3 protein-coding genes and 1 pseudogene are annotated in these 2238 nt (G+C 43.7%); all 4 read left to right on the top strand.

The window, feature by feature from the left end; translation table 11 throughout:
• Window positions 1–450, top strand: a pseudogene (locus ACZMB2_RS14025) (hypothetical protein); the annotation flags it as partial.
• An 11-nt stretch (window positions 451–461) separates the two neighbouring features.
• Window positions 462–1055, top strand: coding sequence for a hypothetical protein (locus ACZMB2_RS14020; RefSeq protein ID WP_110102472.1), 594 nt, complete (start codon window positions 462–464; stop codon window positions 1053–1055).
• 20 nt (window positions 1056–1075) lie between these two features.
• The gene (locus ACZMB2_RS14015) at window positions 1076–1879 is read left to right on the top strand and encodes a DNA-methyltransferase (protein ID WP_227280485.1); all 804 of its coding nucleotides are present in this window, start codon (window positions 1076–1078) and stop codon (window positions 1877–1879) included.
• An 81-nt stretch (window positions 1880–1960) separates the two neighbouring features.
• Window positions 1961–2238: DUF7768 domain-containing protein (locus ACZMB2_RS14010; RefSeq protein WP_487597172.1), on the top strand; the 278-nt coding region annotated here is incomplete at its 3' end.

The raw sequence follows: 2238 nt of genomic DNA, 5'->3' as shown, positions 1-2238 counted from the left end.
TTAAATGAATTTTTAAGTCAGGAAGAACTACAGGAATTCACCGAATACATTACAGGACAGTACAGTGACGGTTGGGGTGAAGGATTTGAGCAGAGGGATATAAAGGTGGATGGTGGAACGCTGAATGTGCATTTTTGGCATCCAGATATGGAACAGCCGAAAATGTATGAAAAGAAAACAGAGCAGATTCCGACAAAGCCTGAGAAACAACGTCCCAAGTTACAGTTCCTTGGACATGATGGGAATATTTTTTCCATTATGGGCGATGCCTCAACTCTTTTGAAAAAGAATAAACAGACAGCAGAAGCAAAAGAAATGTGTAAAAGGGTATTGGAAAGTGGGGACTATTACAAAGCACTTTTGATTATCAGCGAATATGTGGAAACTGAGTTGAGTCCACCACCAAAAGAAAATAGGAAGGCAAAGAAGAAACAGCAGCCGGAACGGTGAAAGGAGAGAACGTGAGTAAGTATAAGATTACAGAGATTGAACATCCGAAATATCCATGGCTCCATCGAATACAGGCGGTGTCAGATGTGAATGAGAAAGTACCAAAAGGAACACTGGGCGGTTTTATAGAGAATGAAAACAATCTGTCACAGGAAGGGACTTGCTGGATTTATGATGATGCAATCTGTTGTGAAAACGGTGAGGTAAAGGAAGAGGCTGCACTTTATGATGGCAGTCTGGTCAGAGGTTATGCTGTTGTTACCGGAGATACTACTTTTTATGACAGAGCAGTTGCGAAGAGAGACTGTTATATCTGTGGCGGTGAGATAAAGGAAAATGCGGTAATCAGTGGAAAAGCATTTATTGATACGGTAGGAGTAAATGCACCTGTTATCGGTGGAGAAAGCCATGTGTATGGAGAAGTAAGAGGAAATATCTATATCAAAGGGGATATTTTCCCTTGGGATATATTTAATAACCACACAAAAGATATGTTCTTATATGAAAATGGAAAGTGGAGTGCTTTTTCTGTTCCTGAGAAACTGAAACCGCCACAGTCCTACCAGAAAAGACAAACAAAGAAGAAAAATCAGCCGGAACGCTGAGAAAAGAAAGGATGATGCCTATGACAAATGGCCTGAGTTTGGAAGAACTTATGAAAGAGGGAACATACCCAGAGGAATATGCTGAAGGGGAAAACTGGAAAATATTACATGGAGATACATTAAAACTGGTCAAAGCATTCCAGCCGGGAATCTTTGATGCAGTCATTACCGATCCACCGTATGCGTCCGGTGGAACAAAGCAGAATGAAAGAAATCGTACTACAAACCAGAAATACAGCAGTATGAGTGCTGCAAATGCACTTCCGGATTTTGATGGGGACAATAAAGATCAGAGATCATGGACACACTGGATGGCTGAGTGGCTTTACGATGTGCGGAAAGCCTGCAAGAAAGGAGCTCCGATCTGTCTGTTCATTGACTGGCGTCAGTATCCATCAATTACCGATGCATTGCAGTGGGCAGGATGGATTTGGCGAGGAACAGCGGTGTGGGATAAGGGAAACTCCCGTCCACAGAAAGGCCGTTTCCGCCAGCAGGCTGAATACATTGTGTGGGGCAGTAATGGACCGATGCCAATCAACCGTCCGGTATCTTGTCTGCCGGGAGTCTTCCGATATGGAAATCCGCAGAACCGGATTCATGTGACAGAGAAGCCGTTGCAGCTTATGAAAGATGTCATCCAGATTTGCGAACCGGGAGGTCTGATCCTGGACCCGTTTGCCGGAGCAGGAACGACTGTCCTTGCAGCGGTTATGACAGGCTATCGTGCAGTAGGAATTGAGGTAACAGATGCCTACTACAAACTGGGAAGTGACAGAGTGAGAATTGCATTAGAAGCAGAGCAGAAAGAGGATGAAAAGTAGCCGGGATGTCCAATTGGACATCTTGTTTTTTATAGAGAAAATACTTGGCATCCAACTGGATGCAGGAAGGAGATGGAGCGTATGGAACAGGCGCTGGCTTATGTGTGCTGTTCAGCAGAAGAAAGTCGGGTAAAAGTGCAGAAATATTGCAGAAAAATCTATGAACTTGGGTATGTACCAATCTGTCCGAGATTTGTATTCTCACCATTTTTGGAAGAATCCGATGCAGAAGATATGCAGGGATATGGAAGAATGTCCCATATCCTTTTGCGGAGATGCCGGATGGTAGTCGTATGTGGGAAAGAAGTGACAGGAACAATGAATACCGAAATCAGTATGGCAGACAGACTCCATATCAT

This window comes from Hominiventricola sp., from assembly GCF_057604405.1.
This window is presented reverse-complemented; position numbering and strand designations above follow the sequence as displayed.

What these genes read in the sequence shown, in the direction of transcription:
- ACZMB2_RS14015 (WP_227280485.1), top strand. Translation starts at nt 1,076, where the DNA reads ATGACAAATGGCCTGAGTTTGGAAGAACTTATGAAAGAGGGAACATAC.